This is a genomic window from Streptomyces musisoli, assembly GCF_016741855.1.
GTDB classification, from domain to species: domain Bacteria; phylum Actinomycetota; class Actinomycetes; order Streptomycetales; family Streptomycetaceae; genus Streptomyces; species Streptomyces musisoli.
Genome location: NZ_JAERRH010000001.1, coordinates 735,652 through 753,198 on the forward strand (window position 1 = coordinate 735,652; position 17,547 = coordinate 753,198).

The following is a 17,547-nucleotide window of genomic DNA, read 5'->3' on the forward strand; positions in this document are numbered from 1 at the left end:
TCAGACCCCCTCGGACTGGCGGGCGGCCGCCAGGCGGACCGCGTCCATGATCTTCTCGTAGCCCGTGCAGCGGCACAGGTTGCCCGACAGCGCCTCACGGATGTCGGCGTCCGTCGGGTTCGGGTTGCGCTCCAGGAGTTCGTCGGAGGCGACGAGGAGGCCCGGGGTGCAGAAACCGCACTGGACGGCGCCGGCGTCGATGAACGCCTGCTGGACCGGGGAGAGTTCGGTGCCTTCGCCGGCCTGCGAGCCGGTGCCGGTGCCTTCGGCCGGCCGATGCCGCCCGTCCTGGAGGGAGGTCCCGCAGGCGCCGGCGGCACAGCCGCCCTGGGCCCGCTGCCGGGCGTAGTCCGCGAGGCCCTCGACGGTCACGACCTCGCGGCCCTCGGCCTGGCCGGCCGCCACCAGGCAGGCACAGACCGGGACGCCGTCCAGACGGACGGTGCAGGAACCGCACTCGCCCTGCTCGCAGGCGTTCTTGGAACCCGGCAGGCCGAGGCGCTCGCGCAGCACGTACAGCAGGGACTCGCCCTCCCAGACGTCGTCGGCTTCCCGCGGACGTCCGTTGACGGTGAAGTTGACGCGCATCACGCAGCTCCCTCGGTGGTGCGGTGGGTGCCGCGGTACGACTCCCAGGTCCAGGTGAGCGTCCGGCGGGCCATGACGCCGACGGCGTGCCGGCGGTAGCTCGCGGTGCCCCGGACGTCGTCGATCGGGTTGCAGGCGGCCGAGCACAGGTCCGCGAACCGCTTGGCGACCGACGGGGTGATGATCTTTCCGTTGTCCCAGAAGCCGCCCTCTTCGAGGGCCGCGTTCAGGAACTCCTCGGCGGCCTCGGCGCGGACCGGGGTGGGGGCGGCGGAGCCGATGCCGGTGCGCACGGTCCGGGTCACGGGGTGCAGGGCGAGACCGAAGGCGCACACGGCGATGACCATGGCGTTGCGGGTGCCGACCTTCGAGAACTGCTGCGGGCCGTCGGCCTTCCTGACGTGGACGGCGCGGATCAGCTCGTCGGGCTGGAGCGCGTTGCGCTTGACGCCCGTGTAGAACGCGTCGATCGGGATGAGGCGGGTGCCCCGGGCCGCCGACTCCACCTCGACCTCGGCGCCGGCCGCGAGGAGGGCGGGGTGGGCGTCGCCGGCGGGCGAGGCGGTGCCGAGGTTGCCGCCGACGCCGCCGCGGTTGCGGATCTGCGGGGAGGCGACCGTGTGCGAGGCGAGCGCCAGGCCCGGCAGCTCGGCACGGAGGTTCTCCATGATCTGGGTGTACGGGACGGAGGCGCCCAGCCGTACGGTGTCCGCGCCGACCTCCCACTCGGAGAGGTCGCCGATGCGGTTGAGGTCGAGCAGGTACTCGGGCCGGCGGTGGTCGAAGTTGATCTCGACCATCACGTCGGTGCCACCAGCGATCGGCACAGCGGTGGGGTGCTCGGCCTTCGCGGCGAGCGCCTCCTCCCAGCTGGCGGGGCGAAGGAAGTCCATGACCGGCTCTCTTCATTCGTCTAGTGGTCGTGCAGATTGAGCCAATCCACAGGTGGCTGGCCCGGCTCGTTCATGTCCTGTTAACGCGGAGTGGACTCAGTACACCGCCCTGTACTCCGGCGGGGTCAGTCACCGAAACCATGAAGGAGTTGGCTGGCCAGGGCAGGCATCTTGTAGATTCGTATGAACGGAGGTCATCGGCAACCTCTCCGATTTCCTGGGGAAACGCGGGAAACGGCACGGAGAACGCACATCACGCCCCCGGGCGTCCGGTTCCGGGTGGCTCCCACCTCACCCTCCATGATCCATCGTAGGTTTCGAGACAAAGAACGGCGGCGACGAGATGCGGCTGCGCGCACTGCTGGACACCGACGCGCTGGGCCTGCGGCTGCTCGGCGGCGAGGACGAGCTGGACCGCTCGGTACGCGGGGTCATGACCACCGACCTGCGCGACCCGAGCCGCTACCTCTCCGGCGGTGAGCTGGTGCTGACGGGTCTGGCCTGGCGCCGGGACGAACACGATTCCGAACCGTTCGTGCGGATCCTGGTGCAGGCCGGGGTGGCGGCCCTCGCGGCCGGCGAGGCCGAGCTGGGCGATGTGCCGGACGACCTGGTGCTGGCCTGCGCCCGGCACCGGCTGCCGCTGTTCGCGGTGCACGAGTCGGTGGCGTTCGCGACGATCACCGAGCACGTCGTCCGGCAGGTCTCCGGCGAGCGCGCCGGAGACCTGGCCGCGGTCGTGGACCGGCACCGGCGGATGATGACCTCGGGTCCCGCCGGCGGCGGCCCGGACGTGGTCCTGGACCTGCTCGGCTCCGACCTGGACCTGCGGGCCTGGGTGCTCTCCCCCACCGGCCGGCTGATAGCCGGTTCCAAGGTGGCGGGCCCGGGGCTGCCCGCCGGCACCTGCGCCCGGCTCGCCGCCGAGCACCTGGCGGCCACCCGCACCGGCCGCCGCGGTCCGCACCGGGTCCTGCTGGACGGCACCACGTACTCCCTGTTCCCGATCCGCTCCTCCGGCCGGTCCCCGCAGGCCGCCCGCGATGTGCGCCAGACGGTCCTGTCGGACTGGCTGCTGGCCGTGGAGGCGGACGCGGGCGACTGGCCCGGGGAGCGCCTGGACCTGCTCCAGGGCGTCACCCAGCTGATCGCCGTCGAGCGGGACCGCCGGGACGCGGCCCGCACGGTCCGGCGGCGGCTGGCCCAGGAGGTGCTGGAGCTGGTGCAGACGGGCGCCGCGCCCGCCGAGATCGCCGCCCGTCTGCGGGTGGCGGCGCCGGTGCTGCTGCCCGGGCTCGGGACGGCCCCGCACTGGCAGGTCGTGGTGGCCCGCGTGGAGTGGGAGGGCGAGCAGATCGAGGGCGGACCGGTCGCGCAGTCCCTGTTGGAGGAGGTGCTGGTCGACCCGCTGGCGACCGGCCCCGAGCCGTCCGACCGGATAGCCGTCGCGCACACCGGCGACGAGGCGATCGCCCTGGTCCCGCTGCCCGCGGTCTCCTCCGAGCACGACGGCGGCCCGGAGACCGGTCTGCTCGCCGACACCCTGCTCCAGTCGGTGCGCGAGCCGCTGTCCGCCGGCCTGGACGACGACGGCCGGCTCACCCTCGGCGTCAGCGCGGCCGTGCACTCGGCGGAGGGCCTGCGCGGCGCCCTGGAGGAGGCCCGGCACGCCCGCCGGGTGGCCGCCGCCCGCACCGGCCGGGTCTGCGCCGCCGGCCACCAGGAGCTGGCGTCGCACGTCCTGCTGCTGCCGTTCGTCCCCGACGACGTCCGGCGTGCCTTCACGGCCCGCCTGCTGGACCCGCTGACCGACTACGACCGCCGGCACCGGGCCGAGCTGATCCCGACGCTGGAGGCGTTCCTCGACTGCGACGGCTCCTGGACCCGCTGCGCCACCCGCCTCCACCTGCACGTCAACACGCTGCGCTACCGGGTCGGCCGGATCGAGCAGTTGACGGGACGGGACCTCTCCCGCCTGGAGGACAAGCTGGACTTCTTCCTGGCCCTGCGCATGAGCTGAGGTCAGCGGGGGCGCGCGGGGGCCGAACCAGGTCACGCCCGCGCCCCACTACTTTGTGAAATTTTTCACCCATCCTCTTGGCCGGGCGCCGCGATTGGTGCTGGAATGCCGCCACCACTCAACAGCTCGATGGCGTGCATGGGGAGGGCAACGTGGCGCATACCGCCATGTCTGGTAAGGGAACGACCGGTGACGATCCACTCCAGACCGCGGTATGGCGGTTGCGCAGCCGGGCCTGCTGGGCCGACGCGGCGGCGCTGCTGCCACCCGACCGCCCGGCGCCTGCGCTCCAGCGGGCCGCCCTGCTGGTCGAACGGTGCCTGTACACCGAACGGGGCTGGGAGGAGGCGGAGGACGCGCTGCGGACGGCGGAGGCGCTGGCGCACAGCGACGACGAGCGGGGGGCCGCCGCCTGCGAGCGGGGCCAGCTCGCCTACACGGCCACCCTGCACGGCGTCCGGGACCGCGCCGACGAGGCGCGGGCCGCGCTCGGGCGGGCGGCGGCGCTGGTGCCTCCGGGGACGCCGGGAAGGGCACTGCTGGACTTCCGCCGGGGTCTGATCGCCGAGAACCTGACCCGTTCCACGCAGGCGGCCCGCGCCGCGTACCGGCGCGCCCACGCGGGTGCGGCCGCGCACGCCGATCCCCTGCTGCTGTCCTTCACGTGGCGGCACCTGGCCGGACTCTCGCTGCGGGAGGGTGAGCTGGCCGACGCGCGGCACGGCTTCGCCGAATCGCTGCGCATCCGGGAGGAGTTGGGCTACCTGGTGGGGACGGCCCCGGCGCTGGCGTCCCTCGCCGACACGGAGGACGAGCCGGAGGCGTCCCGCCTCCGCGAGGAGGCACGCCGCCTGTTCCGGCTCCTCGGCGGCGTACCGACCTGGCTGTCCCGCCAGCTGACACCACCTACGCCGGGGGCGGCTACGGCGTAGGGCGCGGAGGAGGCCGGTGAAGTTCAGCTCGCGCCGGTGAAGTTCAGCACGCCGGTGAGGTTCAGCGCGTGCCCGCGAGGTTCAGCACACCGGTGAAGTTCAGCGTGCCCCCGTGAGGTTCAGCACGTGCCCGTGCGGTTCAGCTCGCGCCCGCGAAGTGGTCGGCCACCAGGTGCCGCACGACGTCGGCGTTCCCCGCGGCCAGCGCGTCCAGCAGGGCCAGGTGTTCCGCCGCGTCCGCGACCAGGCCCGCCCGGCCGTGCCGGACCGGTGGCCACTGGGACCGGCGATGGAGGTCCTCGGCGATCCGGACCAGCTGCTCGTTGCCCGCCAGGGCGAGCAGCGCCCGGTGGAAGGCGCGGTCGGACTCCGCGTACGTCGCCGGGCAGCCGGCGGCCGCCGCGCGCACCGTCTCCTCGGCCAGGGGCCGCAGCTCGGCCCACCGCTCGGCCGGCACCGTGCGTGCGAGCCGCAACATCACCGGCACCTCGATGAGCGCGCGCACCTCCGCCAGCTCGGCCAGCTCCCGCGCGCCCCGCTCGATCACCCGGAAGCCGCGGTTGGGCACGACCTCGACGGCGCCCTCCAGCGCGAGCTGCTGCATGGCCTCCCGCACCGGCGTGGCCGAGACGCCGAAGCGCTCCCCGAGCACCGGCGCCGAATAGACCTCGCCCGGCTTCAGGTCACCGGTGGCCAGTGCCGTGCGCAGCGCGTCCAGGATCTGCCCGCGCACCGAGGAGCGCCGCACCTCGACCCGCGCCCCGGGGACCGGCCGCTCGCCGTGCGTGTGCTCGCCGCGGGCCGCGCAGGGCACCGCGGCGTCCCGCTCCCGGTCCGCGGCGGCCGCCGGCCGCTGCTCCGGCACCCGGGCGGCGGCCGGCGCGCCTGGGGAGCCCTGCACGCCGTGCTTCACGGGTCCTCCTGGCGGCTTGTCGGCACTTGGGGTCATTGACGACGGGTTGTCGGTTGTCCGTCAAGCACCATAGGCGCACCGGGCGGCAGTGCAAACTCCGGTGCGAAATAGGTAAGGTAAGGCTTACCTCTGCATCCCAGTCCGCGATCGCGGACGCGTCCAAGGACCGGTGGTTCCGCCATGCCCGCTGCGGCCTCGCCGCTCACCGCCGCCTACGACCGCCTCGGCGCGGTCTTCCCGGGGCTGACCGTGACCGAGCTGGGCCCGGACGACCCCGCACCGCGGGGCGCGGGCTGGGTCGGCGCCGCCGGACTCGCGGCGGGCGGCGCGGAGTTGGACGCCTTCCTGGCCTGGGACGGAGCGCAGGTGGTGCGGGACTACGGCCGCCCGGCCCGCCCGGACGTCGTCGCGAGCTTCGGCCTGCACCGTTACGCCTGGCCCGCCTGTCTGCTGATCACCGTTCCGTGGTTCCTGCACCGCCGCGTGCCCCGGCTGCCCGTGACGCATGTCTCCTACGACCGCACCGCCGGCCGGATGGCCGTACGCCGCCCCGTCTCCGTCGCCTGTCTGCCGGGCGACCCCGCGGCCGCGCTGCCCGGCGCCGTCGTCGTACCGGACGAGGAGGCGCTGCGGGCCGAGGTGCGGGCGGCCGCGGCCGAGCACCTGGAGCCGGTGCTGGCGGCCTTCGGACCCCGGATGCGGCGGCGCGGACGCGCACTGTGGGGCATGGCGACCGACGAGCTCGTGGAGGGGCTGTGGTACGTCGCCGGGCTGCTGGGCGAGCGGGAGGCGGAGCGGGCCGTCCGGGAGCTGGCACTGCTGCTGCCGGGGGCGACCCTGCCGTACGCCGGGTCGGCCGGGTTCCGGGTGCTGACGGGTCCGGACGGCACGCCGCTGCCCACCCGGGACCGGGCGAGCTGCTGCATGTTCTACACCGTCCGCCCAAAGGACACCTGTGCGACGTGTCCGCGTACCTGTGACGACGCCCGCATCGCCAAACTCGCTTCCGCTGCGGCCGCTTGAGGCTCCGTCAGGGACGGAACGCAGCCCTCCGCCCACTAGGATCACGGCCACCGGACCGCCCTGCGCGGACCGGCTCCCGAACAGGTGATTCACACCTTCCTCACGCGTCGCGGGAACTTTCCGCGGAACCACTCGTACGGGTAGTCTTATTCGAACTCAACTCCCGCCCCTCACGCGGCAGTTCGAGCAGAACGCCGTCCTGGGCCTCCCTCTGGCACCTCCTTGGCGGCCTCTTGCCCCGAAACCCCCTGAGGGCCGTCGGGAGTGGGCCACTATGGCGGGCGTTACGCCCTATCCCAATGCAAGGGACCCAGATGAGACTGACCGACATATCGCTGAACTGGTTGCTGCCGGGCGCCGTACTGCTCCTGGGCATGCTGGCGGCGGTGGCGGTGCTCGCGCGCGGCAAGCGCTCCTCCGGGGAGAACGCGAGCGCGGACGACTCGTGGGAGCGCAGCGAGGAGCGCCGCAGGCGCAAGGAGGCCATCTACGGCACGGCCTCCTATGTACTCCTGTTCTGCTGTGCGGCGGTGGCGGCGGCCCTGTCCTTCCACGGCCTCGTCGGCTTCGGCGAACAGAACCTCGGGCTGACCGACGGGTGGCAGTACCTGGTGCCGTTCGGCCTGGACGGTGCGGCGATGTTCTGTTCCGTCCTCGCGGTGCGCGAGGCCAGCCACGGTGACGCCGCCCTCGGCTCCCGGATACTCGTGTGGCTGTTCGCCGCGGCGGCGGCCTGGTTCAACTGGGTGCACGCGCCCCGCGGCGTGGGGCACGCCGGCGCGCCGCAGTTCTTCTCCGGCATGTCGCTGTCGGCGGCCGTGCTGTTCGACCGGGCGCTGAAGCAGACCCGCCGGGCCGCGCTGCGCGAGCAGGGCCTGGTGCCGCGTCCGCTGCCGCAGATCCGGATCGTCCGCTGGGTGCGGGCGCCCCGTGAGACCTACCGGGCCTGGTCGCTGATGCTGCTGGAGGGCGTGCGCAGCCTCGACGAGGCGGTCGAGGAGGTCCGCGAGGACAAGCGGCAGAAGGACGAGACCCGGCAGCGGCGGCGCGACCAGCAGCGTGTGGAGCGGGCCCAGCTGAAGGCGATCAGCCGCGGTCACCGTGGCTTCGTCGGCCGGGGCGGGGGGCGGCAGGTCGAGGTGCAGGCGGTGGAGCGCGGCCCCGCCCCGGCGACCGCGGAGCCTGCCATATCCACCGCGGAACAGCTGCCCGTCCGCTCTCGGCCCTCCCTTCAGCCGGTCCGCGGCAAGACTGAACCGGTGACCCTCGACCTCACCGCCGAGGACGACACCATGGCACTGCCGCGCCTGGACTCCCTGGAGCGCAAGCTCAAGGACCTGGAGCAGCAGTTCGGCTGACCTACGGCCCACGGTGCGAGGGAACGGGACGGGGCGTGACCACGGCGGTCACGCCCCGTCCCGTTTCCGTCGTCGGATCACGCCGTCACGTCCCGTTCCCTCGTCGGATCGCGCCGCTTCGGCGCCGAGTCCGTCTTCGGATCACGGTACGTCTTCGGATCACGCCGCCTCGGCACCGAGTTCGAACCACACCGACTTGCCCACCCCGTGCGTCCGTACGCCCCAGGAGTCGGCCAGGGACTGCACCAGCAGCAGGCCCCGGCCGTGGGTGTCGTCGTCCGGATCCGGGACGTGCAGTTCGGGTCTGCGGGCCACGAAGTCCCGTACCTCCACCCGCAGTCCGCCGGGTTCCACCACGGCCGTGAGGACGGCGTCGTCGTCGGTGTGGACGAGCGCGTTGGTGACGAGTTCACTGGTGAGCAGTTCGGCGATCTCCGAACGACCCGGTTTGCCCCAGTGCCGCAGCAGTTCGCGCAACGCCCGGCGTGCCTCCGGCACCGCCCTGAGGTCCGCCCGGCCCAGACTGCGCCGGAGCCGCCGCGCGTGTTCCGTGATGGTGTCGGTCTCTTCCCCCGTAGTCGCCGAGAAGGCCCCTACGGTCAAGGGACCGCCTCCTCGTGCCTGCCTCTTCATGACCCCCGCCTGCACGCCGCCGGTCCCTGCCCCTCCTGGTCGAACACGTTCACGGGGGGATGCTTGCCCAGCAGGCTCCCGGGCAGTCCTGACGTATGCCCGATGCCCGGTGGTTCGGCCACATCCGCACCCGGCCCCGGCCGGCCGCCGGGCCGTGCCCGCACCGCGCCTCGGGCACCCCGGACGCCGCTGGACGCCACGGACGCCCCGCGACGGCGGCCCGGCTCGCTCCGGCACCGGCGGTCGGCACGCCGTCACGTCCCGTGAAACTGGCCGAAATCCGCTCCTCCGGCAGGAGCGGCACGCCTCAGGGTCGCGGCACGTTGCGCAGGTTCGAGCGGGCCATCTGGAGCATCCGGCCGACCCCGCCGTCCAGCACGATCTTGGAGGCCGACAGGGCGAACCCGGTGACCATCTCGGCGCTGATCTTCGGCGGGATGGACAGGGCGTTGGGGTCGGTGACGATGTCCACCAGGGCCGGCCCCTTGTGTCTGAAGGCGTCCCGGAGCGCCCCGGCCAGCTGCTTGGGCTTCTCCACCCGCACGCCATGGGCGCCGCAGGCCCGGGCGACGGCGGCGAAGTCGGGGTTGGTGTTGGCGGTGCCGTACGAGGGCAGGCCCGCGACCAGCATCTCCAGCTCGACCATGCTCAGGGAGGAGTTGTTGAACAGCACCACCTTGACCGGCAGGTCGTACTGCACGAGCGTGAGGAAGTCGCCCATCAGCATGGTGAAGCCGCCGTCCCCGGACATGGAGACCACCTGCCGGCGCCGGTCGGTGAACTGGGCGCCGATCGCCATCGGGAGCGCGTTCGCCATCGACCCGTGCGAGAACGAACCGATGATCCGGCGGCGGCCGTTCGGCGAGATGTAGCGGGCGGCCCACACGTTGCACATACCGGTGTCCACCGTGAACACGGCGTCGTCGGCGGCGACCTCGTCCAGCACGGCGGCCACGTACTCGGGGTGGATCGGGATGTGCCTGTCGACCTTGCGGGTGTACGCCTTGACCACGCCCTCCAGCGCGTCGGCGTGCTTCTTCAGCATCCGGTCGAGGAACCGCCGGCTGGTCTTCTCCCTCACCCGCGGGATCAGGCACCGCAGCGTCTCGCGGACGTCGCCCCACACCGCGAGGTCGAGCCGGGAGCGGCGGCCGAGCACCTCGGGCCGCACGTCGACCTGGGCGATCTGCACGTCGTCCGGCAGGAAGGCGTTGTACGGGAAGTCGGTGCCGAGCAGGATCAGCAGATCGCACTCGTGGGTGGCTTCGTAGGCGGCGCCGTAGCCGAGCAGCCCGCTCATGCCGACGTCGAACCTGTTGTCGTACTGGATGAACTCCTTGCCGCGCAGGGCGTGGCCCACCGGTGACTTGATCTTCTCCGCGAACTCCATCACCTCGGCGTGCGCGCCGGCCGTGCCGCTGCCGCAGAACAGCGTGACCTTGCCGGCGCCGTCGATCATCTCCACGAGCCGGTCGATCTCGGCGTCGCCGGGCCGCACGGTGGGCCGGGAGGTGACGAGCGCGCTCTCGGCGGCCTTCTCCGGGGCGGGCTCGGCGGCGATGTCCCCGGGCAGGGACACCACGCTGACCCCTCGCTGCCCGACGGCGTGCTGGATCGCCGTCTGGAGCAGCCGGGGCATCTGCTTCGGGCTGGAGATGAGTTCGCTGTAGTGGCTGCACTCCTGGAACAGCCGGTCCGGGTGGGTCTCCTGGAAGTAGCCGAGGCCGATCTCGCTGGACGGGATGTGCGAGGCGAGCGCGAGCACCGGGGCCATGGAGCGGTGGGCGTCGTAGAGGCCGTTGATCAGGTGCAGGTTGCCCGGGCCGCAGGAGCCCGCGCAGGCCGCCAGGTTCCCGGTGATCTGCGCTTCGGCGCCGGCCGCGAAGGCGGCGGTCTCCTCGTGGCGCACATGGATCCAGTCGATGGACGCCTTACGGCGGACGGCGTCCACCACCGGGTTGAGGCTGTCGCCGACGACACCGTAGAGCCGGCGCACCCCGGCACGGACGAGGATGTCGACGAACTGCTCGGCTACGTTCTGTTTGGCCATACACCCATACAGTCACAGGGGCCGCCGTCACGCCTCCCACACGGCCGCCGCCGTACGGTCGTCGGCGTAGCCCTTCACCCGCACCTGGGCGTCGGCGAGGAAGCCGGCGAGCCCGGGCGGGGTACGGCCGGACCAGCGCCGGGCGAGGTAGGCGCAGAGGGCGGGCTCGCCGCGCAGCGGGTCGGCCAGGCCCGCCGTGCACATCACCAGCGCATCACCCGGCCGGGCTACCGAGGCGCGGAACCTGAACGGCTCACGGGGCGGTTCCGGGGCGGGGTCCGGGGCCGGCTCGAAGGGGCTCGGCGGGGCCGGGAGGCCGAGGTCCATCGTCAGCCGGTCACCCTCGGCGGTCTGCTCGGCCGGCGAGCCGGATCCGACGGCCGGGGCGCGGCCGGTGCCGTCGGGTGACGGGCGCGGCTCGATGTCCTGCCAGGCGCCGTCCCGCAGCCTGAACAGCCCGCCGTCGCCGACACCGAAGAACACGCGCGTACGGCAGTCCGGGTCGGCGGGCAGCAGCAGACAGCGCAGGCTCGCCCGGTAGTCCTCGGGGGCGGCGCCCCGTTCGGCGGCGCTCGTCCGGAGCCTGCCGACGCTGCGGTCGGTCAGCCGGTGCAGGCCCGACTTGAGGTCGCCGCGCCGGGCCGCCCGGATGTCCGCCACGAGCCGCTGATGGCTGCGGCCCACCGCCCGCGCGATCCACCGGCACGCCTCGGCCGCCGCCAGGTGCGCGACCGGGGTGCCCCGCACGCCGGTCGCCATGGCGACGAGGACCAGCGCCTGCTCCCCCGTCCCGAACCGCGCGGTGAGCAGCGAGTCCCGGCGCGGCTCGCCCCGGTAGCGGGCCGAGTCCCCGCGCAGCGACAGGGCCCGCAGCGTGCATGCGCCGTACCGGGCGCCGTCCAGCACGGTGTCCGGGACCAGCTCCCCCAGCCCGTCCGGATCGGCGAGCGGCAGCGCGGTGGGCTCGGGGTCATAGGTGGGAGGCCCGGAGCCCACATAGTCGACGGAGGCGGGGGCGGGGTCGAAGGCGGGGACGGAGGCGGGGGCTGGGACGGATGTGGAGTCAGGGGCGACGGCGCCGGTCTCCCGTGGAGCGGGCCGGCCGGATGCCGGGGGCTCGGCGGGCTCGGCGGGCGTTGTGGGATCCGGGGACTCCAGGCCCTCCAGGGACTCCAGGGACTTCATGGCTTCCGGCGACTGTTCGCGCGATGCGGACCAAGCGGGCTCACGGGCGCCGGTGGGCGAGGAGAACTCTGCCGACGGAGCGAATTCGGGGGGCGGAGCCACACCGTTCGGCGGAGCCGGATCCGTCGGTGGGGCCGCACCGGTCCGCGGAGCCGGATCCGTCGGTGGGGCCGCACCGGTCCGCGGAGCCGGATCCGTCGGTGGGGCCGCATCGGTCGGTGGGGCTCCGGCCGTGCGCTGCGTCGGGACCGCCGCTCTCGGGAACGCCGGTGGGGCGGATACCGGCTCCGGCGGCACCGGCTCCGCGGCCGCCCCTCCCGGGAACGGTTCCTTGGCCGCCCGTCCCGAGGCCGGTTCCGTGGCTGCCCGTTCCGAGGCCGGTTCGGTGGCCACCCACTCCGAGGCCGGTTCCGTGGCTGCCCGTCCCGAGACCGGTCCCGTCGCTGCCCGTCCCGGGGCCGGTCCGGTGGCCGCGCGTTCCGCGGCTGTCCGTCCCGGTGTCGCCCGTGCCGGAGGTGACGGGTCCGTGGGCGGCGGCCCCAGGGTGTCCGTCGGCCGTCCCACCACCGTGTTCCGCGCCGAGGCGAACCTGTCGTCCAGGGAATCGGGCGCGGCCGTGGGACCCGTGTCCTGGGTGGAGTCGTCGTACAACTGCCCCCACCAGTCGTCCTCATGACGGGCGGGTCTTCCCCCCTGCTGGCTCATGCCCCTAATTGTCCACCGCACGGGCCGCATGAAAACGGCGCATCCGGAAAATCCGGCGCATCGAACCCACCGCACGGCGTGTCGTGTGAAGGACTGAACAGCCGTACGAGAAAAGGGGGATGGCCGCCGGGCGGCCCCACCCCCCACGGGAGGACCGCCCGGCGACGTGCGAAGTGGCCCGGCCCCGAATCCCCTTCGTGCGCTCGCGCACGTCCGGGCCCGGACCACGGCATGCGGCGACCGGCCCGAACCGGCACCGGTCGTACGGCCGGATCACGACCGTGTTCCCCGGGAGGCGGCCGTGAATCGTGTCAACGGCCATGCGTCCCGCGGTGCTGCCACCTTGGCAGACCCGCCACCCGTACCGCGATGATGTCCGACGGCGGGTTTGCGCCGTGGCCGTTTTCCGCCACGCCGCTCCGCTTCGGGTCGGCTTGTTCGCAGGGAGGGACGCGGTGCGATGCTGGCAGCGATAGGGCTGGACGAGACGCACGAGGCGGCGTACCGGGCGCTGGTGTCCGTGGGCGCGGCCGACGTGGCCGATCTGGCGCGGCGCCTGACGCTGGCCGAGCGGGACGCCGAGCGTGCCCTGCGCCGGCTGGAGCGGCAGGGGCTGGCGGCCCAGTCCTCGGCTCGGCCGGGCCGCTGGGTGGCGGCGCCGCCCGGGGTGGCGCTGGGCGCCCTGCTCACCCAGCAGCGGCACGAGCTGGAGAAGGCGGAGCTGGCGGCCGCGCTGCTCGCGGAGGAGTACCGGGCGGCGGCGGCCGAACCGGCGGTGCACGACCTGGTGGAGGTGGTGACCGGGGCCCCGGCGGTCTCCCAGCGCTTCCTCCAGCTCCAGCTGGGCGCGGCCGAGGAGGTGTGCGCGCTGGTGACCGGCAACCCGATGGTCGTCTCCGGTACGGAGAACGAGGCGGAGGAGCAGGTGGCCGGGCGCGGGGTGCGCTACCGGGTGGTGGTGGAGCGCGCGGTGCTGGACCTGCCGCACGGGCTGACCGAGCTGACGGCGGCGCTCGGCCGGGACGAGCGGGTCCGGGTGGTGGACCGGGTGCCGACCAAGCTGGTGGTGGCCGACCGTTCGCTGGCGATGGTGCCACTGACCTCGAGGAGTGCGGAACCGGCCGCGCTGGTGGTGCATGCCAGCGGGCTGCTGGAGCTGCTCGCCGAGCTGTTCGAGTCGGTGTGGCGGGAGGCGCTGCCGCTGCGGCTGGGTGCCTCGGGGGTGACCGAGGAACAGCCGGACGGCCCGGACGCCACCGATCTGGAGGTGCTCTCGCTGCTGCTGGCGGGGCTGACCGACGCGAGCGTGGCCAAACAGCTCGACGTGGGACTGCGGACCGTGCAGCGGCGGGTGCGGCGGCTGATGGAGCTGGCCGGGGTGACGACCCGGATGCAACTGGGCTGGCATGCCTGGGAGCGGGGCTGGGTGACCCGGGAGGATCCCCGCTGACCTCAACCCCCCACGCGTTGTTCGGCACGCCGGCCGGGTGGGGGGTGTGGGGACTCCCCGCGTACGGCGATGCGGGCGGGTGGCGCCGGTGTGCCGGCTGAGCCGTTCACCTGCCTGCTGATCGCGGGGGCCCGGCCGGGCGCGGTGGTGCCGGGGTGACCGGGGCGGTGCGCGCCCCGGGAGCGGCCGGGACGGTGAGTGCCGTGGGGATGGCCGGCACGGTGGCCTGCGTCAGTCCCGGCAGGGCGGGCCGCACCGGCCGGCGGGTCAGGGCGCGGCGGACGGTGTCGGCCACGGCGGCCATGCCGGTGTCGTTGAAGTGCAGATGGTCGCCGGGGTCGTAGGCGGGCCGGATGCGGGCGGGCTCGGCCGGGTCGCGGACGACGGCGTCCGCGTCGGCGACGGCGTCGAAGGCGCCGCCGGTGCGGATGAAGGCGTTCACCCGCAGCCGTACCGCCTCGCGGGCGGCGGTCCAGGCGGGGTAGCCGGCGTACGGGGTGAGGGTGACGCCGACGACCCGGATGCCGCGGGCGTGGGCGCGCGCCACCAGCGCACGGTACGCGGCCGCGTAGGCGGCGGGGTCGCTCGCCTCCGGAGTGCCCTTGATGTCGTTGATGCCCTCGAAGACGACCAGGACCCGGACGCCGGCCCGGTCCAGCGCGTCGGCGTCCAGCCGGGCGAGGGCGCTCGGCCCGGTGCCGTCGCGCAGCAGCCGGTTGCCGGAGATCCCGGCGTTGAGGACGCCGATCCGGTACTCGCGCAGCCGCCGGGCGAGCTGGTCGGGCCAGCGGCGGTTGGCGCCGGAGGTGGATCCGTTGCCGTCGGTGAGCGAGTCCCCGAACGCGGCGATGCCGCCGCCCGCGATTCCGCGGACGTCGACGCCGGCGACGTAGTACCACTGGCTGGTGGTCGTCTTGTACGCGCCGCCGTCCTCGTCGGCGGCCCGGCCGGCGCCGGCCCGGGCCACGTAGCTGGTCTGCAGGGCGGTGCGGTGGTTGGTGGCGGGCCCGGAGTCGCCGGGGGTGTAGACGGTGACGAGCAGGTCGGCGGCGGGCGGTACGGGCAGCGGAACCGGATCGGTGACCGCGTCCTCGCCCGGTGGGACGGTCACCTCGCGGGTGCCGTGGAAGGTCGCGGTGTGCAGGGTGCCGGGCACGGCGTCGGGGCCGGCCTTCCGGCGCAGCGCGACGGTGACCGCGCCTAGCCGCAGCGGGCGGGTGCCGAGCCGGTTGCTGAGCCGGACGCGGACGGCGACGCCGCCGATGCTGAGGTGGACGACGTTGCGGACGGCGGCGCCGGGCAGCGCGGCGGTGGTGCCGGAGGGCGCGGTCTCCCAGCTGCCGGTCCAGGGCAGCGGGGCCGGCTCGGCGGCCGCCGGGACCGTCAGGGCCGGCAGCAGTGCCGGAAGGAGGACCGTGAGACCCCGTACGACCTTGGCCATGTGTGCTCGCCCTTCCGCGTGGCCGTCGGAGGCGACCGTGCCACACGGCCGGACCGCTGCGCCGCAACATCGACGGCGGTCCACCCGCTCGGCGCAACGCAGCCGGCGGTCGCGCCCGGACACCGAGCCGAGGCCGACGGGCGGCACGTACGCGCCACCTCGGCCGGGCGAAACGACCACCGGCAGGCGGCACCTGCGCGAAATGCCGCCGGCCGGGGACGGCCTGCGGGAGGCGACACGTCACGCAGGCACCACCCGAACGGCCACAAGGCACGCCATGACACGCACGACCACACCGCCGCCCTTCACGACCACACCCCCGCCCTTGATGCCGGCGCCGGAGCAGTTCGGCCGCAGCCGCAAGCGGCCGCCCTGCTGCCCGGTCCGGCGACGCACCACCCCGGACCGGCGCGACGCGACGCCCTTGGGCAGGCGGGGGCTCAGGGGAGGGCGCCCTCCAGGGTGAGCAGCCAGATCTTCCGTTCGAGGCCTCCCGCGTATCCGGTCATCGCCCCGCTCGCGCCGATCACCCGATGGCAAGGGCGCACGATGAGCAGGGGATTGGCGCCGATCGCCCCGCCGACGGCGCGAACGGCCGCGCGGGGCGCGCCGATCCGGGCGGCGATCTCCCCGTAGGTGGCGGTGGCGCCGTACGGCACCTCGTCCAGCGCGGCCCACACCCGCTGTCGGAACCCGGTGCCGGACGCGCGGAGCGGCAGCCGGAACTCCTCGAGTTCGCCGGCGAAGTAGGCGGCGAGCTGGTCGGCGGCGGCGCGGAACGGCCCGGGGTCGGGCCGCCAGCCGTCCTGGACGGTCCGGCCGCCCTTCTGTCCGGGCACGGACAGCGAGGTGAGCGCGCCGTCGGCGTCCGCGGTGAGCAGCAGCCGTCCGACGGGGGCGTCCAGGTGGGTGCAGTAGACGGTGGTCATCTGATCGGCTCCCCCGCCACGCTCAGGTGCCGGACGGCGTAGGATCGCCAGGGCCGCCAGTTGTCGGGGACGTCGGCGCCGGGCGGGGCGACGTCCGGATCGCCGAGGGAGCGGACGCGGACGGTGGCGACGGTGGCCGGGTCCATGCCGGGCAGGGCGAGCAGGGCCTCCTCGGCGTCGTCCCGGTCGGCGCCGGGGTCCAGCCGTACGGTGCCGTCGGCGAGGGCGGCGGCCAGTGCGCCCAGCGGGCCGTCGGGTTCCGCCTCGGCGAGCACCGCGGGCTCCGGGAAGAGGTGGGTGAGGCTGCCGTGGGGGGCGTCGAGCAGCTTGCCGTACCGCTGCACCAGCCGCCCGGCCCCGTCCCGGCCCGCCAGGGCGTGCACGGCGGGCTCCAGCGGGTCGACGGCGCCGGGCGAGCGCAGTCCGGGCCGGGCGGCGACCAGCGGGGCGAGCCGGGGGTCGGCGCCGAGCCGCTCGTCGACGGCGTACGGGTCGGCGTCGAGGTCGAACAGCCGGCGCAGCCGCTGCACGGCGGTGGTGAGGTCCCGGGGGTCGGTGAGGTGCAGCCGGGCGTCGAGCCAGCCGCCGGGGTGGGTGCAGGTACCCGCCCGTGCGGTGCCGGTGCGTTCCCGGACGGCGGCGAGCCCGGTGCCGTACGGCAGCCGCAGGGTGCGCCGGTAGGTGCGGGCACCGGGGGCGCCGGTCACCTCTTCGACGCCCGGTACGGCCTCCCGGGCGAGCTGGTCGAAGACCGGGGCGGCCTGGTAGGGGCCGCGGTGGGCGAGCCGGAGCGGGACGGCCGCACCGGGCGCGGCCCGGCGGACGGCCCGGTTGCGGGGGGTGGCGGCCCGCACCTCGGTCGGTGTGGCGGCGTACACCTCCCGGATGGTGTCGTTGAACTGCCGCACGCTGGCGAATCCGGACGCGAACGCGATCTCGGTGACCGGCAGCTCGGTGGTCTGGAGCAGCACCCGCGCGGTGTGTGCCCGCTGGGTCCGGGCGAGCGCCACGGGCCCGGCGCCCAGCTCGGCGGTGAGCTGTCGCTGCACCTGCCGGGCGCTGTAGCCGAGCCGTGCGGCGAGCCCGGCGACGCCTTCGCGGTCCACGACGCCGTCGGCGATCAGCCGCATGGCCCGGCCGACGACGTCCGCGCGGACGTTCCACTCCGCCGAGCCGGGCACGGCGTCCGGCCGGCACCGCCGGCAGGCCCGGAAGCCGGAGCCCTGCGCGGCGGCGGCCGTCGCGTAGAACCGCACGTTGTGCCGTTTCGGGGTCACGGCCGGGCAGCTCGGGCGGCAGTAGATGCCGGTGGTCTCGACGGCGAAGAAGAACACGCCGTCGAACCGCCCGTCCCGGCTGCGCACCGCCTCGTACCTGCTGTCTTCGTCCTTCACGTGTTCCAGTGTGGGACGCCGGGGCGGTGCCGG

Annotated in this window: 14 protein-coding genes; 5 read left to right on the forward strand and 9 right to left on the reverse strand. The window is 74.4% G+C overall.

Annotated features, from left to right (window positions below):
* Both JK361_RS03010 and JK361_RS03015 read right to left on the reverse strand, forming a co-directional pair.
* Window positions 1-588, reverse strand: a complete 588-nt coding sequence (locus JK361_RS03010; protein ID WP_201814018.1) for a (2Fe-2S)-binding protein — start codon at window positions 586-588, stop codon at window positions 1-3.
* On the reverse strand, window positions 588-1,481 hold the full coding sequence (locus JK361_RS03015; protein ID WP_201814019.1) for an FAD binding domain-containing protein: 894 nt from the start codon (window positions 1,479-1,481) through the stop codon (window positions 588-590). Before JK361_RS03015 ends, JK361_RS03010 begins: the two co-directional genes overlap by 1 nt.
* A 343-nt stretch (window positions 1,482-1,824) precedes the next feature.
* Between JK361_RS03015 and JK361_RS03020 the strand changes: the two genes are divergently transcribed.
* Together JK361_RS03020 and JK361_RS03025 are read left to right on the forward strand one after the other, a co-directional pair.
* Window positions 1,825-3,501, forward strand: a complete 1,677-nt coding sequence (locus JK361_RS03020) for a PucR family transcriptional regulator (protein ID WP_201814020.1) — start codon at window positions 1,825-1,827, stop codon at window positions 3,499-3,501.
* 167 nt (window positions 3,502-3,668) lie between these two features.
* Entirely contained in the window at window positions 3,669-4,433 is a 765-nt protein-coding gene (locus tag JK361_RS03025; protein WP_201814021.1) for a hypothetical protein, read from the forward strand.
* Between the two features lie 139 nt (window positions 4,434-4,572).
* On the opposite strand, the gene JK361_RS03030 is transcribed toward JK361_RS03025, so the two are convergent.
* Window positions 4,573-5,346: a GntR family transcriptional regulator gene (locus JK361_RS03030; protein WP_307787136.1), complete on the reverse strand. Its 774-nt coding sequence runs from the start codon at window positions 5,344-5,346 to the stop codon at window positions 4,573-4,575.
* Between the two features lie 180 nt (window positions 5,347-5,526).
* On the opposite strand from JK361_RS03030, the gene JK361_RS03035 reads away from it, so the two are divergent.
* Both JK361_RS03035 and JK361_RS03040 read left to right on the forward strand, forming a co-directional pair.
* A complete protein-coding gene (locus JK361_RS03035; RefSeq protein WP_201814023.1) occupies window positions 5,527-6,369 on the forward strand; it encodes a (2Fe-2S)-binding protein in 843 nt (280 codons plus the stop codon).
* A gap of 314 nt (window positions 6,370-6,683) precedes the next feature.
* Complete coding sequence (locus JK361_RS03040) at window positions 6,684-7,727, forward strand: DUF2637 domain-containing protein (RefSeq protein ID WP_201814024.1); 1,044 nt, start codon at window positions 6,684-6,686, stop codon at window positions 7,725-7,727.
* 159 nt (window positions 7,728-7,886) lie between these two features.
* On the opposite strand, the gene JK361_RS03045 is transcribed toward JK361_RS03040, so the two are convergent.
* The 3 genes from JK361_RS03045 to JK361_RS42325 form a co-directional block, all read right to left on the reverse strand.
* On the reverse strand, window positions 7,887-8,330 hold the full coding sequence (locus JK361_RS03045; RefSeq protein WP_201814025.1) for an ATP-binding protein: 444 nt from the start codon (window positions 8,328-8,330) through the stop codon (window positions 7,887-7,889).
* Between the two features lie 337 nt (window positions 8,331-8,667).
* Entirely contained in the window at window positions 8,668-10,410 is a 1,743-nt protein-coding gene (locus JK361_RS03050) for a pyruvate dehydrogenase (RefSeq protein ID WP_201814026.1), read from the reverse strand.
* A 27-nt stretch (window positions 10,411-10,437) separates the two neighbouring features.
* Window positions 10,438-11,595 (reverse strand): protein phosphatase 2C domain-containing protein, encoded by a 1,158-nt coding sequence (locus JK361_RS42325; RefSeq protein ID WP_307787137.1) that lies wholly within the window; start codon window positions 11,593-11,595, stop codon window positions 10,438-10,440.
* A gap of 1,165 nt (window positions 11,596-12,760) precedes the next feature.
* Between JK361_RS42325 and JK361_RS03060 the strand changes: the two genes are divergently transcribed.
* A complete protein-coding gene (locus JK361_RS03060) occupies window positions 12,761-13,750 on the forward strand; it encodes a helix-turn-helix transcriptional regulator (RefSeq protein ID WP_201814028.1) in 990 nt (329 codons plus the stop codon).
* Between the two features lie 106 nt (window positions 13,751-13,856).
* Here the strand turns inward: JK361_RS03060 and JK361_RS03065 are convergent, their stop codons facing one another.
* The 3 genes from JK361_RS03065 to JK361_RS03075 all read right to left on the reverse strand — a co-directional run bounded on the left by JK361_RS03065 (window position 13,857) and on the right by JK361_RS03075 (window position 17,514).
* Window positions 13,857-15,191 carry a GDSL-type esterase/lipase family protein gene (locus tag JK361_RS03065; RefSeq protein WP_201814029.1) on the reverse strand — a complete coding sequence of 445 codons (1,335 nt, stop codon included), beginning with the start codon at window positions 15,189-15,191 and terminating at the stop codon, window positions 13,857-13,859.
* Between the two features lie 440 nt (window positions 15,192-15,631).
* Window positions 15,632-16,120: a methylated-DNA--[protein]-cysteine S-methyltransferase gene (locus JK361_RS03070; protein WP_201814030.1), complete on the reverse strand. Its 489-nt coding sequence runs from the start codon at window positions 16,118-16,120 to the stop codon at window positions 15,632-15,634.
* Entirely contained in the window at window positions 16,117-17,514 is a 1,398-nt protein-coding gene (locus JK361_RS03075; protein ID WP_201814031.1) for a bifunctional transcriptional activator/DNA repair enzyme AdaA, read from the reverse strand. Before JK361_RS03075 ends, JK361_RS03070 begins: the two co-directional genes overlap by 4 nt.
* Window positions 17,515-17,547: the final 33 nt, after the last annotated feature.